This window comes from Gemmiger sp. (assembly GCF_036306485.1).
Taxonomy (GTDB): domain Bacteria; phylum Bacillota; class Clostridia; order Oscillospirales; family Ruminococcaceae; genus Gemmiger.
This window is the reverse complement of the sequence record NZ_JAXJZK010000021.1, coordinates 1-24,360: the sequence shown is the minus strand read 5'-3', so window position 1 is coordinate 24,360 and position 24,360 is coordinate 1. Positions and strand designations below refer to the sequence as shown.

Genomic DNA, 24,360 nt, shown 5'->3' with positions numbered 1-24,360 from the left:
ACACAAAAGGCCGGACCCCAGAGGGCCCGGCCTTGCCGGAAGTTCAGAACAGCTGCCCGACGATCAGCAGCAGCGCCAGCATCCCGAAGTTGCACAGCGTGAACCACACCAGATAGGTGTGCCGCTGTTCGGGGTGTTCGCGGACGACCATCTTGTAGGAGATCAGGCTGGCCATCGAGGCAATCAGCGTGCCCAGACCACCCAGGTTGCAGCCGATCAGCAGTCCCTGCCAGTCCGTCGTGAAGCCCGACAGCAGCAGCGCCGCCGGCACATTGCTGATGACCTGGCTGGCCAGGACCGAGACAAGCACCACATGGCCTTCCAGAATGGAGGCCAGGAAGGAGCGGAACCACTCCACGCCGCCCAGGTTGCCGATAAAGACAAAGAACGCCACAAAGGTGCCCAGCAGCGAATAGTCCACCGAAGCCAGGACCCCGCGGTCCGCAAAGATCAGGAAAACCGCCGTGATGGCCAGGATGATGACGGGCGGCAGCACGTCAAAGATGCCCAGCAGGCACAGCGCAAAACCCGCCGCATAGACGGTCAGCGTGCGCGGCCCGGCCAGATGGCTCTCCACCGAATCGCAGTGGACCGGGACCGAACCGCACAGCACAATCAGCACCGCCAGACAGACCGCCGCGAGCAGCGCGTAGGGGAACATCAGCCCCACCAGCGCACCGAAGCTCATGCCGGATTTGGTGTACAGGTAAAGGTTCTGGGGATTGCCCATCGGGGTGAGCATACTGCCCAGGTTTGCCGCTACGGTCTGCAGCACCACCAGCGGCACCACCAGCCGCTCCTGGCCGGCCATCCGCAGCACGATCAGCGCAAAAGGCACAAAGGTGATCAGCGAGACATCGTTGGTGATGCACATGCTGAAGAAAAACGGCAGAAAGACCAGCGCAAACAGCATCTTGCGGGAGGTGTCGGTGCGGCGCAGCAGCCGGTTGCCCAGCCAGAGGAACAACCCCGCTTTCTGAAAGCCTTTCATGACGGCCATCAGGCTGAACAGCATGGCCAGCGTGTCCCAGTCAATGTAGGACAGATACGCCGGGCTCGGCGGGTTGATCAGCATGGAGAGCAGCGCCAGCAACACCGCAATGCACAGCACCGTCTCCCGCTTGAAAAAGGAAACCAATGATTCGGAAACTTTACACTTCATCCCAAAACGCCTCTTCAGGGTATGTTTTCATTTTACCTTGTGTATTATAGAAAATCGGCGCCCGGCTGTCAATTCTTTTTTGCAGATTCTGTCGCTCCCTGCCCGGGGATTTTGCCGATGATGCGAAAAACAGGCGTTTGGGCCCGGAACAGTCTTCCGGCAGCTCCTGCATGAAAAGTCAGACCTTTTGCGCCGTGCGGCGGAGCGCGCGGCCCGAAATCCGGCAGATTCGGCAGGGAATCCGGCAGATCTGACAGGTTCTGTTGTGAAGGATTGTCGGATTTTGTATACTGAGTTCATAAATATAAGGTATGATAGATGGGAGGCAAACATCTTGCGATCCAAAGTTTACTCGATGTTCCCCTTGGAGCAGGTGGACATCACCCCTTTCCGGCGGCACCCCGAGATTGACGGGGCAAAGCTGCAGAAGGAGCTGGACCGTGCGGTCTACCCCTATATCACCTGGGAAAAGGGTGACGAGGCCGCCCCGGGCGATGTGGTGACCTGCCGCATGGAGTCGTCCGACCCGCGGTTCCGGCGCGACGCGGCCAAGATCACAGTGGGCGCCGGGCTGCTGGGCAAGGACGAGGAGTACAAGCTGGTCGGCGCCCGGGTGGGCACGGCCCGGACGCTCTGCTGCCGGGGCAGCGAAGTGACGGTGACCGTGACGGACATCCTCAAGCGGTGCGTGCCGCCGCTGGAGGACCGGATGGTGGCCGCGCTGGGCATTGACGGCGTGCAGACGGTCGGACAGTACCGCGCCTATCTGAGAAAACAGGCGCTGGACGAGCAGTTCACCAATGACAGCTACGAGGTCATCCAGGCGGTGCTGCGCACGGTGCGCGAGCGCAGCGAGGTGCTGATCGACGAGGCCGACTGGCAGCAGTCGGTGGACTGGGACCTGAACCGGCTGACGGTGATTTCCCGGCTGGACGGGATGGACCTGAAAACGATGACCGCCCGGGACTTTGACGGGCGCATCCCGGTCAAAAGCTACTACGAGCTGGTGGCAATGCTGCAGCGGGATGCCTGGCAGAACACCTGGCAGATGCTGATGGGCCGCAAACTGGCCGAGACGGACGGCTTTGCGGTGACCCGGGAAGGGTACGAGACCTTTTTGAAAGAGAACGCCGAGGCCTGGCATTTCACCGCCGAGGACTACCGCCCCGCCTATCCGTATGAGTACTACGAAGCCATCCAGTACCGCGTCCACTACTACGATGCCGTATCCGGCTACATCCGCAAACATCTTTATTGGGAGGAATAATCATGGCCATTCAGTATGCAACCGCCGAAACCTTTGATTCGCTCGTCGCGCAGGATTTTGTGATCGTGGACTTTTTCTCGGATCACTGCGGCCCCTGCAAGGTCTTCAGCAAAGTGCTGGAGGACATCGCGGCCGAAATGCCCTTTGTGAATATCGTCAAGGTCAACACCACCTCCGAACCGGCGCTGGGCGAGCGGTTTGAGATCCACGCCGTGCCCACCGTCCAGTTCTATAAGGACGGCAAGTTTGCGGAAAGCCACCTCGGCGTGATTCCGGCCGACAAGCTGCGGGAGATGATCGCGGGGTACCTGTTCTGATGAAAGATCTGCTGATTGTGGGCAGCGGTCCGGCCGGCATCTCGGCCGCGCTGACCGCCGCGGCGCGCGGGCTGGATTTTCTGTGGTTCGGCAGCCGGGCGCTGAGCCCCAAGATTGCCCAGGCGCCCGAGATTGCCAACTATCCCGGACTGTGCCGGGTCCGGGGCTGCGATTTTCAGAAAATCCTGCAGGACCAGGTCGGGGCGATGGGTCTGACAATCCGGGAGGAGCGCATCGACTCCATCTATGCGATGGGGGATTCCTTCACGGCCTGCGTCAATGAGACGATGTACGAGGCCCGGGCCGTCCTTCTGGCCGTGGGAGTCAGCACCGCGGGGGCGGTGCCTGGCGAGCTGGAGTATGTCGGCCAGGGCGTGAGCTACTGCGCCACCTGCGACGGCGCGCTCTACCGCGGCAAGACCATCGCCGTGGTTTCAACCAACCCCGCATTTGAGGAGGAAGTGACGTTTCTGGTGCAGCTGGCGGGCAGGGCCTATGTCAGCCGCAGCTACCCCGCGCCCGACGCCGCCGGGGAGCCGACCGGATTCCCCAAAAGCATCCGGCGCGAGGACGGCAGACTGCAGATCACCTACGCCGACGGTGATCGCACCGTGGACGGGATCTTCTTCCTGAAGGATTCCGTCTCCCCGGCCGTGCTGATGCCGGGCCTTGCGATGGACGGGGCGCACATCGCGGTGAACCGCGAATTGGAGACCAACATTCCCGGCTGCTTTGCCGCCGGGGACTGCACCGGCCGTCCGTACCAGTACGCCAAGGCGGTGGGGGAGGGCAATGTGGCCGTACATACCGCACTCCGCTGGCTGAAGGAGAAACAACAAGCCTGAAACCCAAAACGCCGCCGGCCGGAATGGACCACTGACGTTCCCTGCGCACCGCGCACGGAAGGCGTTGGCAGGACCGCGCACCGTACCCACGGGCGCGGTCCATCCCATAAGAGAGGATGAGCGCAAATGCAAAACAAGCAGACCAAAGGCTCGATGGGCCGGTTCTTTTCCATGCTGTGGAAAGCCCGGCTGCCCTATGTCTGGATCGTGGGCTATCTTGTGGCCAACGTACTGCTGACCAACGTCGGCGTCAGTGCCACCGAGTACACCGCCCAGCTGTACGCCGGCAACGTGGATTTCTGGGGCGTTGTGATTCCCTTTCTGGTTGTCTCGCTGGTGAGCCTGGTCATCGGCAGCGTTTCGGGAATCCTGAGCGGCATCTGCATGGCCCGCATCGACCGCAATCTGCGCCGGGCCGTCTGGCAGAAAATCGTGCGGCTGCCCTTCGGGTATTACCAGCAGAACGCGCCCAAGGAGCTGATCTCCCGCGTGACGACCGATATCAGCACGATCAGCGCACTGATCATGCAGGTCTTTCTGCTGGCGCTGACCTCACTGTATTCCACGGTGCGGCTGTTTGTGCAGATCCGCTCCTACAATTCCCGGCTGATGGTCGCCACGCTGGTGCTGCTGCCGCTGCAGGTGGTCATCGGCGTGCTGGCCGGTCAGCTCAAATTCGGCCTGAGCGATCAGGTCAACCGCCGCACCGCCGAACTGACCGAGGCCGTGTCGGAGCGCACCGGCCAGGCCATGCTGATCAAATCCTTCTCGGCCCAGCAGCGGGAGGACCAGGCCGTCGGCAGCCGGGCCAGGGCCTACTACAAGACCTCCATCCAGAACGCCTGGGTCACCAACTTTGTCTCGCCGGTGTATGTGCTGGTGGGCGCGCTGCAATTCATTGTCATTGTCATGGTGGGCCGCGGATTCTACGCCGACGGTTCCATCACGCTGGCCCAGTGGGTGGCCTATTTTGCATTTGCCAACCAGATCATCAACAACCTGACCGCCTACACCGGTTACTGGACCAGCCTCAAGTCCGCCCAGGGCGCCACCAACCGGGTTTCCGCCGTGATGGCCGAACCCGAGGAGGACCGCGATGCCGGTGATCCGGTGGATGCCCTGCAGGGCGACATCGTCTTTGACCACCTGCGCTTCGGCTACGGCGCGGCGCCGCTCTTCGACGATCTCTGCCTGACGATTCCCCAGGGCCGGGCCACCGCCGTGATCGGACCATCGGGCAGCGGCAAGACCACCCTGCTGAATCTCGTCGAGCGGCTGTACACCCCGCAGGACGGCACCATCCGCATCGGGTCGGACGACATCCGCCGCTTTGCCAAGCGCAGCTACCGTGCGGCGCTGACCTACATCACCCAGGAATCCACGATGCTGTCCGGCACCATCCGGGAAAACCTTGTCTTCGGTGTCCGCCGCGAGGTGGAGGACACCGAGCTGGACAGGATCTGCGAGGAAGTGGGCCTGCTCGACTACATCCGCAGCCTGCCCGCGGGGTATGACACCCAGGTGGGCGAGGACGGGTCCCGGCTTTCGGGCGGGCAGAAGCAGAAACTGGCCGCTGCCCGCGGGATGCTGAAGAATTCCGCCTATTTCCTGATGGACGAGGGCACCGCCGCGATGGATGCCCAGTCCAAGGATGCCGTCTGGAACGCGGTGTCCCGCCTGATGCACGGCAAGACCACGCTGTATGTGGCCCATGACCGCCAGACCGTGCTCAAAGCGGACTATGTGGTTGTGATGGACCGGGGCCGGGTGGCGGCGTTCGGACCCATCGAGGAAGTCTATGAGACAAACCAGTACCTGCGTCAGCTCGTGGGTGAAGGAGGTCTGAACCGATGAAGCAAGCCAAGACAACCGGAAAGCCCCGCAAGGAAAAGCTCTGGGGCCCCTTTCTGCGGCTGTATACCCGGTTTCCGATTCCGTGGGTGTATTTTCTCGGCGCGATTGTGCTGGGCATCGCTGCGACCGAGCTGGCCCTGCAGGTTGCCGACCTGACCATCCGGGTCAACAAGGGTGAACTGTACAACGGCGTCATCATCGGCTATGTGCTGGTCAGTATCCTGTATGCGCTGATCGTGGGATTCCAGAACGTCCTGTCCGCCTACGGCACCCAGAAAACCACGCTGCGGGTGCGTGGCGTCGTGTGGCGGGCCATCCTGGGCCTGCCGATGAAGGAAGTCGAGGAGGAAGGCCCCAGCAACCTGATCTCCTGCGTGACCAACGACGCCACCCAGGCCGCCAGCGCCCTGCAGATGCTGTTCCTGTCGGTCTCCTCGCTCTATGCGCTGGTGCGCGCCTGTATGAAGATGATTGAATACAACGGTCAGCTCTCGCTGATTCTGGTGGTGTCCATCCCGCTGGCCGCGCTGGTCTTTTTCCTGACCGGACGGCTGCAGTTCATCGCGAGCCGCCGCCAGTACGAGGCTCTGAATACGATGACGGCCTTCTTCTCGGAACACATTGCCTGCGCCAAGCACGTCAAGGCCCAGGGTATGGAGGAGCGCGAAATCGAGGAAGGCATGCAGGCCATCGAGGACCGCTACAAGGCGGACATTCTGAACGTGCTGTTCGGCATGGTGGAGTCGGGGCTGTTCAGCCTGTACACCAAACTGAACATGGTGCTGATCGCGGTGGGCGGGTCCCAGCTGATCCGGACCGGCCATATGGCCAGCACCGGCATCAACGATTTCACCACCTACTCCGGCAAGGTCGAGCAGTATGAGAGCGAACTGCTGACGCCCTACCAGACCATCAAGGGCACCCAGGGCAGCCTGCGCCATGTCAACGAGATCCTGAACCGCCCGACCGAGGCGCTGGACGCCGGCAGCCCGCTCGGCCCATCGGGCGACATCGAGCTGCGGGACGTGCGGTTCAGCTTTGACGGCGAATACCCCGTGCTGCGGGGCGTTTCCTGCACGATTCCCTACGGCCGGCACACGGCGATCATCGGCGGCAACGGCAGCGGCAAATCCACCGTGATGAAGCTGCTGCAGGGCTTCTACCGTCCCGACGCCGGCACCATCACCCTGAACGGTCAGGACCTGGCCGGGGTGCGGCTGTCCGACCTGCGCGGCCGGTTCGCCTATGTGCTGCAGAACACCCCGCTGCTGGCCGGCACCATCCGGGAAAATCTGGTCTACGGCGCCAAGACCCCGCCCGATGACGCCGCCATCCAGGCGGCCGCCAAAGCCGCGGGCGCGGATGACTTCATCCGCCAGCTGCCCGACGGATACGACACCCAGGTGGGGTCCGCCGGGACGCGGCTCTCGGGCGGGCAGCGGCAGCGCATCGCCATTGCCCGGGCGCTGCTCGTCAGGCCGGAATACCTGCTGCTGGACGAAGCCACCGCCAGCCTGGACCACCGCACCGCCGGCGCGGTGCTGGACAGCCTGCTGGACGGCCGGGTGCCCACGGTGCTCTACATCTCCCACAATATGGAGGAGGTGCGCCGTGCCGACCATGTGATCGTGCTGCGGGACGGCCAGGTTGAGGCCAGCGGCACACCCGATGTGCTGGCCCGCATCAGCCCGACCTACCGCGAGTATGCCGCCAAACAGCGGCTGGAGGTGCCGGTATGAAAAAGATCACGATTTCCTTTCTTCTGCTGCTGGTGATGGCCACCGCCGGGGCGTTGGTGTTCGTCGGGCTTTCGCCGGATTTCACCGAGCCGTCGGGGCTCAGCGACCAGCCGGGGGTCTCTGCCGACAACCCGGTGTGGGACAAGTCGCTGGATGATCTGGCGGCCTATCTGGTCGAACAGGGCGTACTGCCCGGCGAGGACTACGCGCCGCTGTCGGACGGCATTGCCACGGCGGCCCGCAATTACAGCGGACTGGAACTCTACTGGTGGGACCTCGGCACCCTGCAGGAGGGCAGCGACGAGTACAACGCCTACCTTGGCGCCCGGGACGACGGGGCCATCAATCTGTGGGGCAGCGGCGCCATGATGCCCGTCACGGCGGTGCGCGGTCCCTTTGCACTGAACATCTCCTCCTCCTACACCGGGGACGCCGCCAAGGCGGAGGAAGCCTTCCGCAATTTCTGTGCGGAGGACACCGAGGCGGAAGGAGGCAGCGGCCATGCCGATCCGGACGGTACTGATTGAAAAAGATCCCGACCAGCTGCAAAAAATCGAAAACTTGCTGGCCTTCTACCACAAATTTGAGATTGTGCGCACCTTTGACGACATCGATGCCGCAAGCCGGTATCTGCTGAGCGAGGATGTCGACGCGGCGTTCATCCGCAGCGATGTGGGGGACCCCCGCCGCACGCCGGACGGCAGTTTCCTGCTCAGCTACGTCACCCAGAAAAAGCCCGACCTGCTGGCCGTGCTCTACTGCGCGTCGCAGGATACCGCCTTCTGGGGCCTGACGGTGGGCGCCACGGCGGCGTTCACCCTGCCGCTCGACCCGCAGCGCTTCCAGCGTGCCGTGGAGCGGGTGCTCTATGTCTACGATCTTCTGCAGTACAAGCGGGATGCCAGGACCCGCAGCATCATGGTCAAGACCAAGGACGGCTACCGGATGCTGCGCCTGGCCGACATTCTCTTCATCGAGCGGCGGGAACGCAAGAAATACATCGTCTGTGCCGACGGCTGTGAGGTCACGGTGTCCAACTATTCGATGGACGACCTGGAATCCATGCTCAGCACAAGCCATTTCTACCGCTGCTACTCTTCCTTCATCATCAACCTGGAACGGGTGGAACGCATCAACATCAACAACGACAAGAAACTCTACTCCATCACGCTGGACGGCTTTGACGGCGAGATCATCCTCAGCCGCGAAAAATACAAGGAACTGATGGCCGTCCTGAAAAAGAAATATTCCGACCTGACCCTGTAAAGGAGGTTTTTTCATGGGATTCACCCTGCTTTCCCGCCGTGTGCTGGACGAGCTGGACGCCGTGCTGTGGGAGCTGCAGCACGACGGCACCGGCGCCAGACTGCTCTGGCTGGACCGCGCCGAGGAAAACAAGACCTTTTGCATCGGCTTTCCCACCCAGCCGTGGGACGACACCGGCGTGTTTCACATTCTGGAACACTCGGTGCTCTGCGGCTCGGAGCACTATCCCGTGCGGGAACCCTATGTGGAACTGATGAAAACCTCCCTGAACACCTTCCTCAATGCGATGACCTTTCCGGACAAGACGATCTACCCGTTTTCCAGCCGCAACGAGCAGGACTTCCACAACCTGCTGCGGGTCTATCTGGACGCGGTGTTCCATCCGCTGCTGCTCAGCAATCCCGCGATTTTCGCCCAGGAGGGCTGGCACTATGAGCTGGACGGCGACCGTGTGAGCTGCAAGGGCGTCGTCTTCAACGAGATGAAGGGGGTCTTTTCCTCCCCGGATGCCCAGCTGGAATACGAGGTCAGCCGCCGCCTTTTCCCCGATACCTGCTACCGCTGGGTGTCGGGCGGCGACCCCGAGCACATCCCGGAACTGAGCTGGGAAGCCTTTGCGGCCGCCCACCGGCAGTGGTATCATCCCTCCCACGCGCTGATTGTCCTGGACGGCGCACTGGACCTGGACGCGGTGCTCCGCATCCTGGACGAGGCGTTCTCGGACGGCTATGACCGCCGCACGCCGCCGCCCCCGCCGCCGCTGCAGGCCCCGGTGGACGGCGGCACCGCCGTCGTGGACTATGCGCTGGGGGCGCAGGAACCGCTGGAAGGGCATTTCTGGCTCGGACTGGGCTACGGGGCCGGGACCTTCCGCGACCGGGAGCGGCTGACGGCGCTGCGGGCGCTCTGCGATGTGCTCTGCGGCGACAACGAGGCCCCGCTGTGCCGCTGCCTGCTGGGCTGCGGCCTGGCGCAGGACGTGACGATGCAGCTCAACGACGGCGTGGAGCAGCCCAACCTGCTGCTGACCGTGAAGAACTGCCCTGAAGAAAAGCTGGAAGCCGCCGAGGCCGCCGTCCGGTCCGAGCTGTCCCGGCTGGTGCGGCAGGGGCTGGACCATGCGCGGGTGCACGCGACGCTGGACAATCTGGAATTCAGCGAGCGGGAACGCCAGGGCGGCTGGATGCCCCAGGGCCTGCTGCTGGCCACCCAGGTATACGCCAGCTGGCTGTACGGCGGCGATCCGGCGGCCAATCTTGCGGTCGAACCGGTGTTCCGCCAGCTGCACCGCCGGGTGGACGAGGGCTGGTTTGAGCAGCTGATCCGCCAGATCCTGCTGGAAAACGCCCACCATTGCCGGGTGATCCTGCGCCCCTCCCACACGCTGGGGGCGGAGCGCGACGCCGCCGAGGCATCCCGCATCCGGGCACGGACCGACCGCTGGGACGAGGCAGCCTGGGCGGCGGCCCGGGCACTGCAGGACCGCACCGAGCGCTGGCAGACCACCCCCGACGCCCCCGAGGCGCTGGCCGCCATTCCGCGGCTGCGCCCCGAGGAGATCGCTCCCCGGCCCGAACGGCTGCCCACCGAGGAGCTGACCCTGTGCGGGCTGCCGGTGCTCCGCCACACGCTGCCCACCCACGGCATCACCTACCTGAATCTCTACTTTGCGGCGGACGACCTGACCGGGGAGGAGGTGTGTGCGGCCTCGCTGCTCTGCGAGCTGCTGGGCGCACTGGAAACCGGCACCACCCCCGCACCGGTGCTGCCGCAGAAACTGCGGGCCGCCTTCGGTTCGCTGCAAAGCCGGATCGAAGCCTACGGGGAGGCGGAGGATTTCTCGCGCTGCCGGGTGTTTTTCTGCGTTTCGGCCAGTATGCTGAACGCCAGGGCGGCCGCGGGCACCGGGCTGCTGTGTGAGCTGCTCGACGATACCCGGCTGGACAACCGCGAAAAGCTGTGGGAGATTCTGCGCCAGCGCCGTGCCGCGCTGGCGCGCCAGATTGCCGAGGGCGGCAACGCCTTTGCAATGACGCGGGCCGGGGCCGCTTTCCGCACCGAGTGCACCGTGCAGGAATATGCCGGCGGCATCGCCTTCCTGCAGTGGCTGCAGGCGCGGGAAGCCGAAGGCCCCGACGCGCTGCCCGCGCTGGCCGGACAGCTGGAAGGGCTGATGCGTCGGCTCTTCACCCGCGCCCGGCTGACGATCAGCGTGACCTCCGACGCATCGGACGGCGCCGGTCTGGTTGCCGGCCGGCTGGCCGATGCGCTGCCCGCCGGTCTCTGCCCGCCGTCCCGCTGTGCCGTGACCTGGCCGGGCCCGGCCAGGGAGGGCTTTGTGCTGCCCGCCGACATCGCCTTTGCCGCAATGAGCGGGCCTTTCCCCGACGCCAACCGCGGCGACGCCCGGGTCATGAAGCGGGTGGTCTTTCTGGAACATCTGTGGAACGGCATCCGGGTGCGGGGCGGGGCCTACGGCACCGGCATGGTGCTGCGCAACAACGGCCTTGCCAGCCTTTCCTCCTACCGGGACCCCGGGGCCGCCCACTCGCTGGCCTGCTACCGGGAGATCCCGGCCTTCCTGGAAGGGTACACCGGGGATGTCACGGGGGCAATCCTCGGCGCCGTCGGTGAGAGCGATCCGCTGCTGACGCCGCGGGACAAGGGCAAGACCGCCGATGCGTACCACTGGAAAAAACTTTCCTACGAAGCACTCTGCCGGACCCGGCAGGAGATGCTGACCGCCACCACCCGGGAGGTGGCCGGCTATGCGGCCCGGATGCAGGACTTTGCGGCGAACAGCGCCGTCTGTGTGCTGGGCCCCCGCCGCCAGCTGGAAGCCTGCGGCGACGAGCTGGACACCATCCTTCCGCTCTGAAAGGAGTCTGCCATGACTGAAGAACTCTATCGGATCTATACGGCCATCCTGACCGAGGAACTGGTTCCGGCGATGGGATGCACCGAACCCATCGCGCTGGCCTACGCGGCCGCCCGCGCCCGCGAGGTGCTGGGCGCCGACCCGGACCGCATTCTGGCCCGGTGCAGCGGCAACATGATCAAGAATGTGCGCTGCGTGCAGATTCCCCATTCGGGCGGCATGACCGGCATCGAGGCGGCGGTCTGCCTGGGCGCCTTCGGCGGCGATGCCGAGCGCCGGATGGAAGTGCTGGAATCCGTCACCGGGCCCAACCGTCAGCAGGCATCGGACTTCATCGCCGCCGGGCACTGCACGGTGGAATTCCTGGATTCCGAGATTCCGCTGCATTTCCTTGTCGAGCTGTCCCGCGGCACCGACACCGTGTCCGTCGAGGTGCGCTACGCCCACACCAACATTGTCTCCATCATCAAAAACGGGGAGACGGTCTTTTCAGGCGGCGAGGGCCAGCAGGGGGAGCGGACCGACCGCAGCCGGCTGACCATCGACGCGATCAAGGAGTATGCCGACACGGTGCCGCTCGGGACCATCCGCCCGATCTTTGAGCGGCAGATCCGCTGCAACATGGACATTGCCTACGAGGGCATGAGCGGCAACTACGGCGTCGGCATCGGCCGGATGCTGCGCACCGCCTACCCGGACAGCACCTTCACCCGGATGCGCGCCTATGCGGCTGCCGCGTCGGAGGCCCGGATGGCGGGCTGCGATATGCCGGTCATCATCAACTCGGGCAGCGGCAACCAGGGCATTGCCTCCTCGGTGCCGGTCATCGTCTACGCGCGGGAGAACTTCCTGCCGGCCGAACGGCTGTACCGCGCGCTGGCCTTCTCGGGCCTGCTGACCGTGCATCAGAAGGAGTACATCGGCAAGCTCAGCGCCTTCTGCGGGGCGGTGTCCGCCTCCTGCGCGGCGGGGGCGGCCATCACCTACCTGGACGGCGGCACGCTCGAACAGATCAAGGCGACCATCGACAACACGCTGGCCAACATTCCCGGCATCATCTGCGACGGCGCCAAAGCCAGCTGCGCCGCCAAGATTGCTGCCAGCCTGGATGCCGCCATGCTGGCCCACAACCTGGCCATGGCCGGCAGAAGCTACGGCGCCCACAACGGCATCCTGCGCGAGGACGCCGACGAGACCATCAGCTGCGTCGGATACATCGGCAAGGAAGGTATGCGGGAGACCGATCGCGAGATCATCCGGCTGATGCTGCAATAATACGACAGCCGGCCCCTTGTCAAAGGGGCCGGCTGTCTTGTTGTATCGGGCGGCAATCGCCGTCAGGTGTGTTCCTTGCAGGAGAGCTCGGTCACTTCCAGGCAGAAAACCGCTGTGCAGCGCAGCATCTCCTCGGGAAACGTCCAGTCGTCCTTTCCGGTGGCGTGCTCCATGATGCGGCGCAGTCCGTAGATTTTCTCCTCCTCGGTGCCGAGCAGCCGGATGGTCCCGGTCCCGATCACGCTCTGGAAGCCGGCGGTGTAGCCGCAGGCATCGGGGGCTTCCCGGAGTTCATATTTGGTATCCAGCTCAAAGCCGACCGGATGCCCGGCCTCGATCAGCCGGATTTTCCGTCCCTCCGGCGCGCCGTGAAAGTAGAAGCGCCGGGTTTCCCCCGTCTTTTCATACCCGAAACTCAGCGGGACAAGATAGACGCTGCCCTCATCCGCAAATCCGATGCGGCAGCAGTCGCAGGCGCGGATGATGGCGTCAATTTTGTCGGGGTCGGTAATCTGTCGGTCTTTTCTTCTCATGGGGATCATGGATGCGCCCTCCTCTGCAATTCCGTTTGTCTTTAGCCTACCACACAACCGCCCCGGCGTAAAGATATTTCTCCGGCCGGGGACAGAACAAAGGACCGTGTCCCGTCGGGGGCACGGTCCTTTGAAAATCAGGCTTCGGGTTTGGGCTTCGCTGCCGGGGCGGCGGGTCTTTGCGCCGGTTTGGGCAGCGGTGTGGTGCGGGTGTAGGTGTCGCTGTGGCGGGTGGTGTCCGGCGTCGTGTAGCCGGGCGCCATCTTGAGGCACTTCTTGGGGCAGACATTCACACAGTTGCCGCACTGCACGCAGTCAAACCGCTGGATGGTCCAGGTGCCGGCGGCCCGGTCCACCGTCAGGGCGCCGGGCGGGCAGCTGCGGGCACACATGCCGCAGCTGATGCAGGATTCAATATCGATCTCGATATGCCCGCGCATGCGCTCGGGGTAGTGGGCAGGCTCAAAGGGATACCCGGTGGTGACCGGCTTGCTGAACAGGTTTTTCAGCGCCGTGCCCGCAAAGGGAAGAAATTTCAATGATGCCATCTTGGTTTCACCTCTCGGTACAGCTGATGCAGGGATCAATGGTCAGGATCAGCAGCGGCACGTCGGCCAGCTGGCAGCCCTTGAGCATCTCCAGCATCGGCGGGATGTTGCTGGTCGTCGGGGTGCGCAGACGGAACCGGTCAATGAACTTGGTGCCGTTGGCCTTGACGTAGTAGATGGCCTCGCCGCGGGGCTGCTCGATCCGGGTGAAGTACTCGCCGCGGGGGAATCCCTTGACCGGTACGGCGATGGGACCGGCCGGAATCTTGGCCGCCGCCTGGCGGATGAGGTCAAAGGACTGGCTGATCTCCCGGATACGCACCTCACACCGGGCGTAGGAGTCGCCGTCGGTGGCGGTCACGGGTTCCAGGTCCAGCTCATCGTAGGCCGCATAGCCCAGCTTGCGGGCGTCGTAGGCGATGCCGCTGGCCCGCAGCATCGGACCGACGGCACCCATGAGGGTGGCTTGCTCGGGGGTCATCACGCCCAGCCCGCGCAGACGGGAACAGGTCGTGTAGTCCCGCAGGAAGGTGTCCGCGATGGGCTTGAGCTCCTTCTCCATCTCGTTGCAGGTGTCCACGATGTTTTTGAGCATCGTCTCGTCCATGTCCTTGAGCACGCCGCCGATGCAGTTCACCGAGAAGATGACCCGGCCGCCGGTCGTGGCGTCAAACATATCCAGGATCTTTTCGCGCAGTTTCCAGCTTTCCATGAACAGGCTCTCAAAGCCCATAGCGTCGGCCAGCAGACCCAGCCAGAGCAGATGCGAGTGAATCCGGCTCATCTCCATCCAGATGGTGCGCAGATACCGTGCCCGGGGCGGGACCTCCACGTTCATGATCTTCTCCAGCGTCTGGCAGTAGCCCAGCCCGTGGCCGAAACTGCAGATGCCGCACACACGCTCGGCAATGTAGACATATTCCTTGAAATCCTTGGTTTCCACCAGTTTTTCCAGTCCGCGGTGGACAAACCCGATGCTGGGCACCGCTTCCACCACCACTTCATCCTCCAGAACCAGATCCAGGTGGATGGGTTCGGGCAGGACGGGGTGCTGCGGACCGAACGGCACAATGCTTCGTTTTGCCATAGTCTTACCCCTTTTCCTTGAACGGCGTGGGCCGCGCGATGCGGTACAGCTTGTCGTGATAGTCGCCCTGGATGCTCTCGATCTTTACACCGAAAAGCTCCGCGGCCTCATTTTCCTGCAAAAAGGCACCGGGATACACCTGGGTGATGCTGGGCACCGTGTCGTCGGTGCCGATGGTCAGGCGCAGGGTGCGCATATCGTACCCCTTGGCGAAGGAGTAGCTCAGCTCATAGCCGTCGGGCAGGCGGGCGGCGCAGAGCTGCACCACACGCCAGCCGTCCATCTTGAAGCGGATCACCTGCGGCATGAACTCCGCCATGGTGATGGGCTCGATCGTGTTGGCAGATTCCATCGTCAGCCTTCCTCCTTTTTCTCTGCGTAATTGCGGCGCTTGTCCTCGAGGATCTCCAGCGCTTTGACCACGCCGTCAATGATGGCCTGGGGCCGTGCCGCACAGCCGGGCACATACACATCGACCGGAATCACCGTGTCAATGCCGCCCTTGATGTTGTAACAGTCCTTGAACACGCCGCCGGTGCAGGCACAGATGCCCACCGCCACCACGACTTTGGGGTTGGGCATCTGTTCGTACAGCTGACGCACCACCTGCTCGCACTGGGCGTTCACGCCGCCGGTGATCAGCAGGATGTCGGCCTGGAAGGGGTCGCCGGTGTTGATGATGCCGAACCGCTCAATGTCGTATTTGGGTGTCGTGCAGGCCAGTACCTCAATATCACACCCGTTGCAGCTGCTGGCGTCATAGTGCAGCAGCCAAGGGGATTTTGCAAGTTTCTTCATGGTAGTTTTGCTCCCTTCCTCAGCGTACCAGCATGAGAATCAGGCCGTTGAGCCCGCCGGTCAGCAGGGTGACCACCCAGCAGCTGTCCAGCAGGGTACGCCACTTGACGCGGGCGGCCACATTGTCCCACAGAATTTCCAGCAGATACACGATCAGACAGGCCACAATCGCGATGGGCCAGCTCCACCAGTGCTCGTTGAGGAAGAACAGCGCCACAATGCCCAGCATGAGCACCATCTCGTAGTATTCGGCAATGTTCATCACGGCCAGGGTGGGACCGGCCATCTCGGTGGTGATGCCCTTGACCATCTCCTGATGGGCATGGTGGCTGGTGGACAGGTCAAAGGGCGACTTGCGCAGCTTGATGGCGGTGATGAACATGAACCCCAGCAGGAAGCCCGGCATGGTCAGCACGGCACTGTAGGGCATCCGGATGATATCCCCCACATGGAAGCTGCCGGTGGCCAGATAGAAGCCCACGGCCATCAGCAGGGTCAGGGGTTCGTAGGCCATCATCTGGATCATCTCCCGTCCGGCACCCAGGGTGGCGAAGGGGGAGGAGTCGCTGGAGGCCGCCATGACCAGGAACATGTCGGCGGTGGACAGGATGAACAGACACATCAGGATGTCCGCGCCGGCAAACAGCAGCGAACCGGCCACCGCCAGAAAGACCAGATAACTCAGGTTGAGCAGCATCTGCACACTGTTGACGGCGATCATCTGTTTGGAGAACAGTTTTTTCAGGTCATAGAAAGGCTGCAGCATCGGCGGACCCTGCCGTCCCTGCATCCGGGCGCTGACCCGGCGGTCCAGCCCGTCCAGCAGGCCGCCCACCAGCGGCGCCAGCAGCAGATATGCCAAAACGGAAACGACCGCCATCATACCGCACCTCCTATGATCACACAGAGCATGACGATGAGAACCCCCGCCGAGACAATGACGCCCGGCCGCATAAGGCGCCGGCGCCCGAACTCAAACCGCAGGTACCAGTTGCTCAGATACAGATGTTCCGGCTTGCCGAAACTGTTGACAAAATAGGTGTTGTCGCCCTCGTTGACGCCGCCCATATAGATGGGAACGTAGTCGCGGTGGGCCGAACGGGTGAGCAGGAACATCAGCGACGGAACAAACAGCACGCTGACCAGCATGATGGCCATGGTGGTCAGGACGCTGATGGACAGCACTTCATGGGCGGCGCCGTACAGTTCCTGGATGATCGGGGTGACCACCCGGGAGGACACCAGCGGGAACAGCAGGCACAGGCCCAGGGTGGCCGCGGCATGGATGTACATCGAGAGGTACTGGTCCTTGCGGGTCACATCGGTGACCTGGACTTTGGTGTGGTGCAGCGAAACCAGCTTGCACAGCCATTTGGTCCAGTACAGCATGGTGGTGGCGCTGCCGTACGCCAGGAAAATGACCAGCAGGTAGTTGCCCGCGTCCACAAAGGCCCGCAGCGCCACCCACTTGGAGATCAGCATGCCGAAAGGCGCCAGGTACATGCCCGCAATGCCGATGCCCATGATGTAGGTCAGCCGGGGCAGACGCAGCAGCAGACCGTGCATGTCCTCAATGTCACGGGAGCCCAGGCTGTTCTCGATGGAGCCGACGGCCTGGAACAGCATGGATTTGCTGACCGAGTGGAAGATCATCAGAAGCACCGCAGCCCAGATGGTCTCCTCGGCGCCGATGCCCGCGCAGGCCACAATCAGGCCCAGGTTGGACACCGTCGAGAACGCCAGCACCTTTTTGCCGTCGTTCTGGGCAATGGCCATCATGCTGGCCGCAATGAAGGTAAAGCCGCCGATGAACGCCACGGTCATGCCGGTCATGTTGCCCGCCATGGCGGGAGCCAGACGGATGAGCAGGTACACGCCGGCCTTGACCATCGTGGCGCTGTGCAGCAGTGCGCTCGAGGGCGTGGGTGCCACCATGGCGCCCAGCAGCCAGGAGGAGAAGGGCAGCTGCGCCGACTTGGTCAGGCCTGCAAAAGCCAGCAGAACCACCGGGATGGTAGCTTTTGCGGCCACAAGTTCATTGAGCTGCACGGTGCCCAGGGTGTGGGCCGCCACCACAATGGCAATCGCAAAGCCCAGGCCGCCCAGCAGGTTCATCCACAGCGCGCGGAAACTGTTGTTGACGGCTTCCTCGGTGCGGGTGTAGCCGATGAGCAGGAAGGAGATGACCGAGGTGATCTCCCAGAAAAAGTACATCCAGACAAGATTCTCAGCCAGAACCAGGCCGATCATCGCCGCCAGGAAGAAGAACAGCATCGAGAAGAAGAAGCCGCTGCGGTCCCGGTACTCGGTATGATGGTGGTGATAGGCTTTCATATACCCCACGGCGTAGATGCAGATCAAGCCGCCCACGAGGGCGACAATCATGATCATCAGCATGGACAGGCAGTCCAGCCGCAGATGGGTGGGGGATTGCACCGGGCGGGTCAGTTCCGACCAGGCCAGAAGCCCCGTCTGACCCACCGAGAGCAGCACGACCGGATACTTTTTATACCGGATGCTCAGCACCACAATGAGAATCATTAAGGCGAATTCACCGGCCAGCATCAGGTGGTCGATCAGAGGGACCTCACCGCAGAGGTCAATGATGCCGCCCCCGCCCCGCAGCCAGGCAGCAAGCAAAAAGGCGGCCAATGCCATGACGACACCGGCCCCCAGATAGACAACCCTGCCGCGGACACGGGAATCCCGGATACAGGGAATCACCAGGGCCATCAGCGCGGGCCATGCGATCAAAATTGGAATGATTGCCATAAAAACAGCCTCCTCGTGGGACAAATCCTGACAATCTACCAGATTTGTTGACAATTTTCTTTCATTATAGTCCTCTCATTTCTGTTTTACAAGACATTTTACAAGACCATTTCTTTGTATGGATTTTTGTGTCGGATGGTGCTACAATGAGGGGGTACGGCGGAGCAGTTCCGCCGTTTTCGTCCATTTACGGCAAAGGAGGGGTATGCCGTGCATGAGTTGTCCATCACCCAGAGCATTCTGGAAATCTCGCTGCAGGCAGCCGCCGAGCAGCATGCATCGCATATCCGCGAAATCCGGCTGCGGATGGGGCCTTTTTCCGGCGTGGTGCCGGAGTGCGTGCAGATGTATCTGGACGTGCTGGCAAAAGGCACCCCCGCCGAAGGGGCCAGGATCCGGGTCACCACGGTGCCGCTCAAGGTATTGTGCCGGGACTGCGGGCGGGAAGGCGAGATTGACCGCGCCCACATTGCCTGCCCGTACTGCGGCAGTCTGCGGCTCAAGCGGCTTTCGGGAAAGGAATTTATGGTAGAGAGTCTGGAGGTAGACTGAATATGGAAATCAAAGTCCTGCATCAGGTCATGGAATGGAACGAGGATGTCAGCGCCGAGGTGCGCCGCACCCTGAAAGGGCACAAGGTTTGCCTGATCAATGTCATGGGCAGCCCGGGAGCCGGCAAGACCAGCCTGATCACCGCCCTGATCGCCCGTCTGCGGGAGGAATTCTCCATCGGCGTCATCGAGGGTGACATCACCGGCCAGATTGATGCCGAAAAAATCGCGGCGCTCCGGATTCCGGCGGTGCAGCTGAACACCGACGGCGCCTGCCATATCGAGGCCATGAGCATCCAGCACATCCTGCCGGACTTTGACCTGGACAGCCTGGACGTGCTGTTTGTGGAGAACATCGGCAATCTGGTCTGCCCGGCCGAGTTCGATATCGGGGAGAATTTCCGCATCACGGTGCTGAGCATCCCCGAAGGCGACGACAAGGTGGCCAAATACCCGCTGATGTTCACCGACACCTCCTGCCTGGTGCTGAACAAGTGCGATATGCTGCCCTATTTTGAGTTTGACGTGGATCGGGTGGCCGCCGACTACAAGGGCGTCAACCCCGACGGCCCGATGTTCCGGGTGTCCAGCCGCACCGGCGACGGCCTGGACGAACTGGCCGCCCACATCGCCGGCAAGGTGCGCGCCGCTCTGGCGGCCGACGCATGATCCGCCGGCATCTCCTGATCGAGGGCATTGTGCAGGGGGTGGGGTTCCGCCCCTTCGTTCACCGGCTGGCCGCCCGCCTTTCGCTGAGCGGATGGGGCCGCAACACCGCCGCCGGGCTGGAACTCGAGCTGGAAGGCCCCGCGGCCGCGCTGGACGAGTTCCTGCGCACCCTGCGCGCCGACCCGCCGCCGCTGGCGGTCCTGGAGGAAATCCGTACCGAGGACATCCCCGCCACCGGGGAAACCGGCTTTGCAATCCTGCCCAGTGCGGCAGGGGAGGCGGCCACCCTCGTTTCCCCCGACCTGGCGCCCTGTGACGCCTGTCTGCGGGAGATGAACGATCCCGGCGGGCGGCGGTACCGCTACCCCTTCATCAACTGTACCGACTGCGGGCCCCGGTTTTCCATCATCTGGCGTCTGCCCTATGACCGCCCCGCCACCACGATGGCCGGGTTCCCGATGTGCCCCGACTGCGCGGCCGAGTACCGCGACATCAACAGCCGCCGCTACCACGCCCAGCCCAACTGCTGCCCGGTGTGCGGTCCCCGGGCCGTCTACCTGGACGCCGACGGCCGCCCCTGCGCGGGGGACCCCATCGCCCTGGCACAGGAAGCCCTTGCCGCCGGGAAGATCGTGGCGGTCAAGGGCACGGGGGGCATCCATCTGGCCTGCCGGGCAGACAGCCCCGACGCCGTGGCCCGGCTGCGCCGCCGCAAGCACCGGCCGGAAAAGCCGCTGGCCCTCATGGCCCGGGATCTTTCCGCCGCCGCCCGGCTCTGTGATGTGACCGATGCCGAGGCCGCTCTGCTGCAAAGTCCCCGCCGTCCCATCCTGCTGCTGCCCAAACGGGACCCGGCCGGGCAGTGCTGGCTCAGTGCCACCGCCCGGCTGGGGGTCATGCTGCCCTATACGCCGCTGCACATCCTGCTGCTGGACGGAACCTGCGGCGGGCCGGACCTGCTCGTCATGACGAGCGCCAACCGTCCGGGCTGCCCGGTGCTCATCGATAACAGCGAGGCCCTGTCTGCCCTGTGGGGCATTGCGGACGGCTTCCTGCTCCACGACCGTCCCATCGCCAACCGCTGTGACGATTCGCTCGCGATGGTCTGGCGGGGGGCACCAGTGTTTTTCCGCCGCAGCCGGGGATATGCCCCGCAGCCTTTGCTGCTCGACCGCGATGTGAGCGGCGTGCTGGCATTCGGGGCGGAACAGAAAGGCTCCTTTGCCGCCGGGCGGGGCCGCCATGCCTTTATGAGCCAGTACATCGGCGATCTCAAAAACGCCGAGACGCTGGACCACTACCGCACCGCCCTGACCGGCGCGCTGCACCTGTTCGGGCTGCAGCCTGCCGCCCTCGTGTGTGACCTGCATCCCGACTACGCCTCCACCCGGGAGGCCGAACAGATGGCAAAGCGGGAACATCTGCCGCTGCGTCAGGTCCAGCACCACTGGGCCCACATGGCCGCCTGCATGGTGGACAACCGTCTGGACGGCCCGGTGTTCGGCCTGATCTGGGACGGCACCGGCCTCGGGGAGGACGGCCAGATCTGGGGCGCGGAATGTCTGCTGGGGGATTGCCGCGGGTATCGCCGGGTGGGGTCCATCCGCCCGACGGCGCTGCCGGGCGGCGACGCCTGCGTCATCGTGATCGGCCGCACCGCCCTGTCCCTGGCGCTCGACGCCGGATGCCCCGAAGCGGCCCCCGACTTCGCCCGCCGGGGCGGGGTGACGGCACTGCTGCGCAGCGGCTACCGCTGCCCACAGTCCTCCGGCATGGGGCGGCTGTTCGACGGGGTATATTCTCTGCTCACCGGCCGGACCGACGCCGGCTATGACGGCCAGGCTCCGGCCCTGCTCGAGGCCCTGGCCGAGGGAGCCGCCCCGGCCGATGTGTATTTTCCCGCCTACTACGAGGAGAACGGCGTGCGCCGGTTTGACACCCGTCCGCTGATCCGCGCGCTCTGCACGGCAAAAGCCGCCGGCACCACGGCCGCCGCCCTGGCCGCGGGGTTCCAGCAGGCGCTGTGCCGCATGGCGCTGGACCAGTGCCGGGCACTGAACCCGGACCGGCTGCCGGTCGTGCTTTCGGGCGGGGTTTTTCTGAACCGGGCCTTGCTGGAGGGCGTCACCGCCCTGCTGGAAGGCGCCGGGTACCGCGTGTATTCCCACAAGCGGGTCAGTCCCTCCGACGAAGGGCTGGCCCTGGGACAGCTGGCCATCGGGGCGGCCGGGCTGTCCGCTGCTTTTTGATTTCGGGAGGGTTGCTGTATGTGTCTTGCAGTTCCGTTGAAGATCGTCTCTCTGGAAGGGGACGGAAAACACGCCGTGGGGGAGGCCGCCGGCCTGACCCAGAAGGTGCGGGTGGATTTTCTGCCCGACATCGCGGTGGGGGATTATGTGATGGTCCATGCCGGGTTTGCCATTGAGAGGCTGACCCCCGAACAGGCTTCGGAAAATCTGGCCTGTATCCAGGAGGCCATCCATGCCCTGTGATGCTTCCTGGCTGAATGCCTTCCGCAACCCGGACGGCGCCGCGCAGCTGGTACAGGATATCCGCCGCCGCACCGCAGACCGTGCCCCCGTGCGCATCATGGAAATCTGCGGCACCCACACCATGGCCATCGCCAAGGCGGGGCTGCGCAGCCTGCTGGCCCCCGGGGTGGAGCTGATCTCCGGCCCGGGCTGTCCGGTCTGCGTGACGCCCGCCGGGGACATCGACGCCGCACTCGAGCTGTGCGAACGGCCCGGCCTCATCGTGGCCACCTACGGCGACCTGATGCGGGTGCCGGGCAGTCTGCGGGGAGATACCCTGCTGCATCGCCGGGCCGCCGGGGCGGATGTGCGCACCGTCTATTCCGCCGCCGATGCGGTGGACCTGGCCCGGGCCAACCCCGACCGGGAGGTGGTGTTCCTGGGCGTGGGGTTCGAGACCACCACCCCCGGCACCGCCGCCTGTGTGCTGGATGCCGCCGCGAGCGGCCTGGACAACTTTTCGGTGTTCTGCCTGCTCAAGCGCACCGAACCGGCGCTGCGCTCGCTGCTGAATGCGCCGGACTGCGGCGTGGATGCGCTGCTCTGTCCCGGCCATGTGGCGGTTGTCACGGGGGCGGATGCCTTCGGGTTCCTGCCCCGGGAATACGGTCTGCCCGCCGTGGTCAGCGGGTTTGAGGCCGGGGATGTGCTGTATTCGGTCTGGCGGCTGGTGGGGATGGTGTGCGACGGAACCCCCGCGCTGGAAAACGAGTATTCCCGGCTGGTGACTGCGGGCGGCAATGCCGCCGCCCGGGCCGCCGCGGACGCGGTCTTCAGGCCGGCGGACAGTCTGTGGCGAGGCCTGGGCGAGATCCCGGACAGCGGCCTGGCGCTGCGTCCCGAATACGCCCGCTATGATGCCGCCGCCCGGTACGGCCTGTGCCGCCGCCGGGGGACCGAGCCCCCGGGCTGCCGGTGCGGATCGGTCATCCGGGGCGTGCTGCACCCCGAACAGTGCCCGCTGTTCGGCAAGGTATGCCGTCCCGAGGACCCGGTCGGGCCCTGCATGGTGTCCGGCGAAGGGGCCTGTGCCGCCGCCTGGAAATACCGCCCCGCGGACTGAACCGTTAGGAGATGCAAGCAATGCAAGAGATCATTACGATGGATTACGGCAGCGGCGGTCTGCGCACCGCCGAACTCATTGACGAGATTCTGCTGCCCGCTTTCGGCAACGCCGCCCTCAACGATCTGGGCGACGGGGCTGTGCTGCCCGACCTGGGCGGCAGACCGGTGTTTTCCACCGACAGCTTTGTGGTCACGCCCTGGAAGTTCCCGGGCGGGGACATCGGCAAACTGGCGGTCTGCGGCACCGTCAACGACCTGTGCATGGCGGGAGGAAAACCGCTCTACCTGAGCCTTTCCCTGATTCTGGAGGAGGGTCTGCCCACCGACGATCTGCGCACGGTGGTGAATTCCATCGCCCGCACCGCCAAGGAGGTCGGGGTTCAGATCGTCACCGGAGACACCAAGGTTGTCGAACGGGGCGGCGCCGATGGGCTCTACATCAACACGGCGGGCATCGGGGTGCTGCGTGCCCCGGGCCTGGGCCGCAGGGCCCTGCGCCCCGGGGATGCGGTGCTGGTCAGCGGCAGCGTGGGCTGCCACGGCGCCGCCGTGATGATGGCCCGCGGCGAGCTGCCGATGGAAGGCGAGCTGCGCAGCGACTGCCGCCCCCTGCACGAGCTGAGCGCTGCTGCGCTGGCGGCCGGCGAGGTGCACCTGATGCGGGACCCCACCCGGGGCGGCGTGGCCACCACCCTGAACGAGTTTGTCGAGGGCGGACCGCTGTGCATTGACCTGCAGGAGGATGCCATTCCGGTGGATGCCCCCGTCATGGCTGCCTGCGACCTGCTGGGGCTGGACCCGCTGTACGCGGCCTGTGAAGGCCGGATGCTGGCCGTGACGGCCCCCGAATCCGCCGATGCCGTGCTGGCGGCGCTGCGCGCTCTGCCCGGGGGCGAGGGTGCCTGCCGCATCGGCACCGTGGGCACCGGACGCCCGGGCAGGGTGGTGCTGCACACCGCTCTGGGCGGCAGCCGGATTCTGGGCAAGCTCACCGGCGCCCAGCTGCCCCGCATCTGCTGAAAACAAAAAGAGGGAACCGCCTTCCCGGGCGGTTCCCTCTTTTTTGCTGTTTGCCGGATAAAAATAAAAAAACGGCAAAGCAATCTGCTTTACCGTCTGTTGGCTGCCCCAGTCCGACTTGAACGGACGACACCCTGATTAACAGTCAGGTGCTCTAACCAACTGAGCTATGGGGCAATGTGT

At 64.3% G+C, this 24,360-nt stretch carries 24 protein-coding genes and 1 tRNA gene; 15 read left to right on the top strand and 10 right to left on the bottom strand.

All coding sequences use genetic code 11. The features are described from left to right. Positions 1–43 precede the first annotated feature (43 nt). Together U0L91_RS05045 and U0L91_RS05040 are read right to left on the bottom strand one after the other, a co-directional pair. Positions 44–1,162 (bottom strand): SLC13 family permease, encoded by a 1,119-nt coding sequence (locus U0L91_RS05045; protein ID WP_330045125.1) that lies wholly within the window; start codon positions 1,160–1,162, stop codon positions 44–46. Beyond that, positions 1,152–1,334, bottom strand: coding sequence for a hypothetical protein (locus tag U0L91_RS05040; protein ID WP_330045124.1), 183 nt, complete (start codon positions 1,332–1,334; stop codon positions 1,152–1,154). The genes U0L91_RS05045 and U0L91_RS05040 overlap by 11 nt, the downstream gene beginning before the upstream one ends. A gap of 162 nt (positions 1,335–1,496) precedes the next feature. Here U0L91_RS05040 and U0L91_RS05035 point away from each other — a divergent pair, with 162 nt between their 5' ends. The 9 genes from U0L91_RS05035 to U0L91_RS04995 all read left to right on the top strand — a co-directional run bounded on the left by U0L91_RS05035 (position 1,497) and on the right by U0L91_RS04995 (position 12,603). Next, on the top strand, positions 1,497–2,429 hold the full coding sequence (locus tag U0L91_RS05035) for a hypothetical protein (protein ID WP_330045123.1): 933 nt from the start codon (positions 1,497–1,499) through the stop codon (positions 2,427–2,429). A 2-nt stretch (positions 2,430–2,431) separates the two neighbouring features. Further along, positions 2,432–2,746 carry a thioredoxin family protein gene (locus tag U0L91_RS05030; protein WP_330045122.1) on the top strand — a complete coding sequence of 105 codons (315 nt, stop codon included), beginning with the start codon at positions 2,432–2,434 and terminating at the stop codon, positions 2,744–2,746. Then, a complete protein-coding gene (locus U0L91_RS05025; RefSeq protein ID WP_330045121.1) occupies positions 2,746–3,591 on the top strand; it encodes an NAD(P)/FAD-dependent oxidoreductase in 846 nt (281 codons plus the stop codon). Before U0L91_RS05030 ends, U0L91_RS05025 begins: the two co-directional genes overlap by 1 nt. A 126-nt stretch (positions 3,592–3,717) precedes the next feature. Continuing rightward, the gene (locus U0L91_RS05020) at positions 3,718–5,445 is read left to right on the top strand and encodes an ABC transporter ATP-binding protein (RefSeq protein ID WP_330045120.1); all 1,728 of its coding nucleotides are present in this window, start codon (positions 3,718–3,720) and stop codon (positions 5,443–5,445) included. Beyond that, positions 5,442–7,184 (top strand): ABC transporter ATP-binding protein, encoded by a 1,743-nt coding sequence (locus tag U0L91_RS05015; RefSeq protein WP_330045119.1) that lies wholly within the window; start codon positions 5,442–5,444, stop codon positions 7,182–7,184. The genes U0L91_RS05020 and U0L91_RS05015 overlap by 4 nt, the downstream gene beginning before the upstream one ends. Then, positions 7,181–7,711, top strand: coding sequence for a hypothetical protein (locus U0L91_RS05010; protein ID WP_330045118.1), 531 nt, complete (start codon positions 7,181–7,183; stop codon positions 7,709–7,711). Before U0L91_RS05015 ends, U0L91_RS05010 begins: the two co-directional genes overlap by 4 nt. Then, positions 7,686–8,450 (top strand): LytR/AlgR family response regulator transcription factor, encoded by a 765-nt coding sequence (locus U0L91_RS05005; protein WP_330045117.1) that lies wholly within the window; start codon positions 7,686–7,688, stop codon positions 8,448–8,450. Before U0L91_RS05010 ends, U0L91_RS05005 begins: the two co-directional genes overlap by 26 nt. 13 nt (positions 8,451–8,463) lie before the next feature. Then, a complete protein-coding gene (locus U0L91_RS05000) occupies positions 8,464–11,328 on the top strand; it encodes an insulinase family protein (RefSeq protein WP_330045116.1) in 2,865 nt (954 codons plus the stop codon). Positions 11,329–11,340: 12 nt separating this feature from the next. Beyond that, positions 11,341–12,603 (top strand): L-cysteine desulfidase family protein, encoded by a 1,263-nt coding sequence (locus U0L91_RS04995; RefSeq protein WP_330045115.1) that lies wholly within the window; start codon positions 11,341–11,343, stop codon positions 12,601–12,603. Positions 12,604–12,665: 62 nt separating this feature from the next. Here U0L91_RS04995 and U0L91_RS04990 read toward each other — a convergent pair whose 3' ends face one another. The 7 genes from U0L91_RS04990 to U0L91_RS04960 form a co-directional block, all read right to left on the bottom strand. Next, positions 12,666–13,145 carry a pyridoxamine 5'-phosphate oxidase family protein gene (locus tag U0L91_RS04990; protein ID WP_336647821.1) on the bottom strand — a complete coding sequence of 160 codons (480 nt, stop codon included), beginning with the start codon at positions 13,143–13,145 and terminating at the stop codon, positions 12,666–12,668. A 128-nt stretch (positions 13,146–13,273) separates the two neighbouring features. Beyond that, the gene (locus U0L91_RS04985; protein ID WP_330045114.1) at positions 13,274–13,684 is read right to left on the bottom strand and encodes a 4Fe-4S binding protein; all 411 of its coding nucleotides are present in this window, start codon (positions 13,682–13,684) and stop codon (positions 13,274–13,276) included. A 7-nt stretch (positions 13,685–13,691) separates the two neighbouring features. Continuing rightward, positions 13,692–14,771 (bottom strand): hydrogenase large subunit, encoded by a 1,080-nt coding sequence (locus tag U0L91_RS04980; RefSeq protein ID WP_330045113.1) that lies wholly within the window; start codon positions 14,769–14,771, stop codon positions 13,692–13,694. Between the two features lie 4 nt (positions 14,772–14,775). Then, the gene (locus U0L91_RS04975) at positions 14,776–15,123 is read right to left on the bottom strand and encodes an NADH-quinone oxidoreductase subunit C (RefSeq protein ID WP_317401894.1); all 348 of its coding nucleotides are present in this window, start codon (positions 15,121–15,123) and stop codon (positions 14,776–14,778) included. Between the two features lie 2 nt (positions 15,124–15,125). Further along, positions 15,126–15,569, bottom strand: a complete 444-nt coding sequence (locus U0L91_RS04970; RefSeq protein ID WP_330045112.1) for an NADH-quinone oxidoreductase subunit B family protein — start codon at positions 15,567–15,569, stop codon at positions 15,126–15,128. A gap of 19 nt (positions 15,570–15,588) precedes the next feature. Continuing rightward, positions 15,589–16,452, bottom strand: a complete 864-nt coding sequence (locus U0L91_RS04965; RefSeq protein WP_330045111.1) for a respiratory chain complex I subunit 1 family protein — start codon at positions 16,450–16,452, stop codon at positions 15,589–15,591. Then, entirely contained in the window at positions 16,449–18,341 is a 1,893-nt protein-coding gene (locus U0L91_RS04960) for an NADH-quinone oxidoreductase subunit 5 family protein (RefSeq protein ID WP_330045110.1), read from the bottom strand. The genes U0L91_RS04965 and U0L91_RS04960 overlap by 4 nt, the downstream gene beginning before the upstream one ends. 210 nt (positions 18,342–18,551) lie before the next feature. Here U0L91_RS04960 and hypA point away from each other — a divergent pair, with 210 nt between their 5' ends. From hypA to hypE, 6 genes are read left to right on the top strand one after another with little or no spacing between them, the layout of a single operon-like run. Further along, the gene (hypA, locus tag U0L91_RS04955; protein ID WP_330045109.1) at positions 18,552–18,893 is read left to right on the top strand and encodes a hydrogenase maturation nickel metallochaperone HypA; all 342 of its coding nucleotides are present in this window, start codon (positions 18,552–18,554) and stop codon (positions 18,891–18,893) included. 2 nt (positions 18,894–18,895) lie between these two features. Continuing rightward, positions 18,896–19,561 (top strand): hydrogenase nickel incorporation protein HypB, encoded by a 666-nt coding sequence (gene hypB, locus U0L91_RS04950; RefSeq protein ID WP_330045108.1) that lies wholly within the window; start codon positions 18,896–18,898, stop codon positions 19,559–19,561. Next, on the top strand, positions 19,558–21,810 hold the full coding sequence (hypF, locus tag U0L91_RS04945; protein WP_330045107.1) for a carbamoyltransferase HypF: 2,253 nt from the start codon (positions 19,558–19,560) through the stop codon (positions 21,808–21,810). The genes hypB and hypF overlap by 4 nt, the downstream gene beginning before the upstream one ends. 18 nt (positions 21,811–21,828) lie before the next feature. Next, positions 21,829–22,053: a HypC/HybG/HupF family hydrogenase formation chaperone gene (locus U0L91_RS04940; protein ID WP_330045106.1), complete on the top strand. Its 225-nt coding sequence runs from the start codon at positions 21,829–21,831 to the stop codon at positions 22,051–22,053. Further along, positions 22,043–23,155, top strand: a complete 1,113-nt coding sequence (hypD, locus tag U0L91_RS04935) for a hydrogenase formation protein HypD (protein ID WP_330045105.1) — start codon at positions 22,043–22,045, stop codon at positions 23,153–23,155. The genes U0L91_RS04940 and hypD overlap by 11 nt, the downstream gene beginning before the upstream one ends. Positions 23,156–23,175: 20 nt before the next feature. Next, on the top strand, positions 23,176–24,177 hold the full coding sequence (gene hypE, locus U0L91_RS04930; protein ID WP_481804516.1) for a hydrogenase expression/formation protein HypE: 1,002 nt from the start codon (positions 23,176–23,178) through the stop codon (positions 24,175–24,177). Positions 24,178–24,277: 100 nt separating this feature from the next. Here the strand turns inward: hypE and U0L91_RS04925 are convergent. Then, positions 24,278–24,354, bottom strand: a tRNA-Asn gene (locus tag U0L91_RS04925). Positions 24,355–24,360: the final 6 nt, after the last annotated feature.

What these genes read in the sequence shown, in the direction of transcription:
- U0L91_RS05000 (WP_330045116.1), top strand. Translation starts at nt 8,464, where the DNA reads ATGGGATTCACCCTGCTTTCCCGCCGTGTGCTGGACGAGCTGGACGCC.
- U0L91_RS04995 (WP_330045115.1), top strand. Translation starts at nt 11,341, where the DNA reads ATGACTGAAGAACTCTATCGGATCTATACGGCCATCCTGACCGAGGAA.
- U0L91_RS04975 (WP_317401894.1), bottom strand. Translation starts at nt 15,123, where the DNA reads ATGGAATCTGCCAACACGATCGAGCCCATCACCATGGCGGAGTTCATG.
- hypF (WP_330045107.1), top strand. Translation starts at nt 19,558, where the DNA reads ATGATCCGCCGGCATCTCCTGATCGAGGGCATTGTGCAGGGGGTGGGG.
- U0L91_RS05005 (WP_330045117.1), top strand. Translation starts at nt 7,686, where the DNA reads ATGCCGATCCGGACGGTACTGATTGAAAAAGATCCCGACCAGCTGCAA.
- U0L91_RS05025 (WP_330045121.1), top strand. Translation starts at nt 2,746, where the DNA reads ATGAAAGATCTGCTGATTGTGGGCAGCGGTCCGGCCGGCATCTCGGCC.
- U0L91_RS04960 (WP_330045110.1), bottom strand. Translation starts at nt 18,341, where the DNA reads ATGGCAATCATTCCAATTTTGATCGCATGGCCCGCGCTGATGGCCCTG.
- U0L91_RS05015 (WP_330045119.1), top strand. Translation starts at nt 5,442, where the DNA reads ATGAAGCAAGCCAAGACAACCGGAAAGCCCCGCAAGGAAAAGCTCTGG.
- U0L91_RS04985 (WP_330045114.1), bottom strand. Translation starts at nt 13,684, where the DNA reads ATGGCATCATTGAAATTTCTTCCCTTTGCGGGCACGGCGCTGAAAAAC.
- hypD (WP_330045105.1), top strand. Translation starts at nt 22,043, where the DNA reads ATGCCCTGTGATGCTTCCTGGCTGAATGCCTTCCGCAACCCGGACGGC.
- U0L91_RS05020 (WP_330045120.1), top strand. Translation starts at nt 3,718, where the DNA reads ATGCAAAACAAGCAGACCAAAGGCTCGATGGGCCGGTTCTTTTCCATG.
- U0L91_RS04980 (WP_330045113.1), bottom strand. Translation starts at nt 14,771, where the DNA reads ATGGCAAAACGAAGCATTGTGCCGTTCGGTCCGCAGCACCCCGTCCTG.
- hypB (WP_330045108.1), top strand. Translation starts at nt 18,896, where the DNA reads ATGGAAATCAAAGTCCTGCATCAGGTCATGGAATGGAACGAGGATGTC.
- U0L91_RS04990 (WP_336647821.1), bottom strand. Translation starts at nt 13,145, where the DNA reads ATGATCCCCATGAGAAGAAAAGACCGACAGATTACCGACCCCGACAAA.
- U0L91_RS05045 (WP_330045125.1), bottom strand. Translation starts at nt 1,162, where the DNA reads ATGAAGTGTAAAGTTTCCGAATCATTGGTTTCCTTTTTCAAGCGGGAG.
- U0L91_RS04970 (WP_330045112.1), bottom strand. Translation starts at nt 15,569, where the DNA reads ATGAAGAAACTTGCAAAATCCCCTTGGCTGCTGCACTATGACGCCAGC.
- U0L91_RS05010 (WP_330045118.1), top strand. Translation starts at nt 7,181, where the DNA reads ATGAAAAAGATCACGATTTCCTTTCTTCTGCTGCTGGTGATGGCCACC.
- U0L91_RS04965 (WP_330045111.1), bottom strand. Translation starts at nt 16,452, where the DNA reads ATGATGGCGGTCGTTTCCGTTTTGGCATATCTGCTGCTGGCGCCGCTG.
- U0L91_RS05030 (WP_330045122.1), top strand. Translation starts at nt 2,432, where the DNA reads ATGGCCATTCAGTATGCAACCGCCGAAACCTTTGATTCGCTCGTCGCG.
- U0L91_RS04940 (WP_330045106.1), top strand. Translation starts at nt 21,829, where the DNA reads ATGTGTCTTGCAGTTCCGTTGAAGATCGTCTCTCTGGAAGGGGACGGA.
- U0L91_RS05040 (WP_330045124.1), bottom strand. Translation starts at nt 1,334, where the DNA reads ATGCAGGAGCTGCCGGAAGACTGTTCCGGGCCCAAACGCCTGTTTTTC.
- hypE (WP_481804516.1), top strand. Translation starts at nt 23,176, where the DNA reads ATGCAAGAGATCATTACGATGGATTACGGCAGCGGCGGTCTGCGCACC.